This window comes from Acidimicrobiia bacterium (genome assembly GCA_036396535.1).
Classification (GTDB): domain Bacteria; phylum Actinomycetota; class Acidimicrobiia; order Spongiisociales; family UBA5794; genus DASWKR01.
The window spans coordinates 1-2570 of record DASWKR010000023.1; the positions used below are offsets into that span (position 1 = coordinate 1).

The window sequence follows — 2570 nt, forward strand, 5'->3', positions numbered from 1 at the left end:
ACGAGCGTCGAAGAACACAGCGAAGACGACAACGAGCTTCGGATCGACCGTGTCAAGCGATTCTTGGTCAAACCGATGGCTCCCGAGGAGGCAGCCCTTCAGATGGAACTGCTCGGACACAGCTTCTATCTGTTCCTCAACGCGGATACGGACCGTTATGGCGTCCTGTATCGACGGCGTGGAGGATCGCTCGGGCTGATCGAACCAGAGTGACCAGTGTTCTCGTCGTAGACGACGTCGATCTCTTCCGAACCGGCCTCGCCGCCGCGTTGGCGCGTGAAGGATTCGACGTCGCCGGAGAGGCCGACGACGCCGAGGCCGCGATCTCCCGGGCCGAGTCGCTCCAGCCCGACCTCGTCCTCCTCGACATCCTCATGCCCGGCGTCTCCGGGCTCGATGCAGTCGGGAAGATCAGGGCGGTGTCTCCCGACTCCCATGTCGTGATGCTCAGTGCCAGCGAGTCGGAGGAGGACCTCCTCGAATGCATCAAGGCGGGCGCCAGGGGATACCTGGTGAAGGACTCGCCCTTCGACGAGCTCGCCAGGTCGCTCCACTCCGTCGCCTCGGGTGGGGCGGCGATCTCCGGGCTGATGACCGGGAAGCTGCTCGATGTCCTCTCTCAGCTCCTCCGCCACCAGGACTTCGTGGCACCTCGCCGACCCGCGCTGACGGGGAGGGAGATCGAGGTGCTCCGGCACGTGGCGAAGGGAATGACATCGAAAGACATCGGCCACGTGCTATTCATCAGTGAGAACACCGTGAAGAATCACGTGCGCAACATCCTCGACAAGCTGGGACTCCACTCCCGCAACGAGGCCGTGCTGTACGCGATTCGTGAGCACCTGATCGAGCTCTGACATGGGCGATCAACCTACCGCCGGTACGACCCCCGATGAACGGGTCGACTGGAGCGGCGAGCAATTCGAGCGGGTTCGAGCCGTATTCGACTCCACCTCGCCGTCGGGCTCTGCCGACACCGCCCTCCTCGAACGGGTGCGCGCCGACTTCCCGGGGCGAGGCGACGACGTTCATGCCGGGATTGGCGTCCTCCGCGACCTTCTGCGAATCGAGCACCGTCCGGAGCGATTCCGCAGGGTTCTGCGCGTCTGGACGGGCAAGGTGGCCGCGGCGATCCGCCGCGGCGACTTCGCCGCCGCCGGCACCTGGATGCGGGCCGTCGCCGAATCGCCGGTGTTCCCTCACGAGTTCGCCATACATGTCGCCGAGGCGGTTCGCGAGCTGTCGAGGGAGGATCTCCTCGAGGAGCTGGTTCAGAAGCTCGTCAAGGCGGGCGACCCGCCGTCGGCGGCGCCATTGCTCATGGCGTGGGGCGAGCCGCTCGTCGAGTACCTGGTAGCCGGGATCACGGCCGAGAACCCTCCGGTCAACCGCCGGCATCTGGTCGAGTATCTCGGCGTGGCGGGCAGGTCCGACGTGAGGCTGCTCACCCCTTACCTGCGCGACCACCGATGGTTCGTCGTCCGCAACCTGGCAACGGCCGTGGGACGCACCGGGCGAGCGACGGCGGTGCCTGCTCTCGAAGCGGTCTTCGATCATCCGGATGATCGAGTGCGAGTCGAGGTGCTGCGCGCCCTCGCGGCCATCACCCAGGACGACGGGATCGTCTATGCCTTGAGGGCCCTGAACGACGAGAGCCCGAAGATGCGCCAGGCGGCGGTCTCGCTGTTGCGGGCGTCTCCCAGCGACGACGTGGTGTCCGGCGTCGCCGGTGTGCTCGACTCGGAGATGCCGAGCTCCGACGAAGCTCGACGTCTCGTGGACGTGATCGCCGAGCGCCGCTCGGAGGCGGCCCGCTCCGCCCTCGAGAAGCTCGCCGCCAAGCGCGCCTCCTTTGGAGCGAACCGCACGGTCCGTGATGCCGCCCGGGCGGCACTGGAGCGGATGGGATGAGCGAGCTCCTCGGACGTAACTTTCTCCGTGCGCTGTCGCATGCCGGCCAGCGGATACGGCGCGCCGGTGACGAGGACCTGAAAGAAGCCGCGGTCACCGCCCTCGCCGACGCTGCCGAGGTGCTGACGGCGGGGCCGGGCGAAGCGGTGATAAGCGTCGCCGCCGACGCCTTCTACCTGGATCGGACGATGCTGGCGCATGCTTCTACGGAGTTCCACACGCTGCTCAAGTCGATCAAACAGCGCAAGATCGACTCGATAACGATCCAGAAGGGGGCGACGCGCCGGGATCTCGCCGATCTCGCCGCCCTCGTGGTCGGCCACTCGTCGGACCTGCCGGCTGGAGGCACCGTCAGGATCAACGAGCGGGCGGTGTCCACGTCCGACCTCGACATCCGCCCCATGTCCGGGCTCCGCCGCACCTACGCCGAGTCGCTCGACACGCTGCGAGGCGTCTCCGACAGCCGATCACTCCAGCTCGGTGAGGTCCTCGACGTGGTCGACGAGTTCATCGCAGGTGGCGCCGCCGACGCCGGGTCGTCCCTCCTCATGGCGACGGTGCAGAACCACGACGAGATCACCTACTACCACTCGGTCAACGTCTGCCTGCTCTCGATGGCGCTCGGCCGGTTCGTCGGGCTGAGCAAGGAGCAGATCCGC

The 2570-nt window shown here is 66.8% G+C and carries 4 protein-coding genes; all 4 read left to right on the top strand.

Annotated features, from left to right (window positions below):
- Positions 1-213 (top strand): sigma 54 modulation/S30EA ribosomal C-terminal domain-containing protein (locus VGC47_03565; protein ID HEX9854366.1); only part of this gene is annotated, 213 nt, incomplete at its 5' end.
- Entirely contained in the window at positions 210-857 is a 648-nt protein-coding gene (locus VGC47_03570; protein ID HEX9854367.1) for a response regulator transcription factor, read from the top strand. The genes VGC47_03565 and VGC47_03570, both read left to right, overlap by 4 nt.
- Before the next feature lies 1 nt (position 858).
- Complete coding sequence (locus tag VGC47_03575; protein ID HEX9854368.1) at positions 859-1911, top strand: HEAT repeat domain-containing protein; 1053 nt, start codon at positions 859-861, stop codon at positions 1909-1911.
- The coding region (locus tag VGC47_03580; GenBank protein ID HEX9854369.1) for a hypothetical protein at positions 1908-2570 on the top strand (663 nt) is incomplete at its 3' end. The genes VGC47_03575 and VGC47_03580, both read left to right, overlap by 4 nt.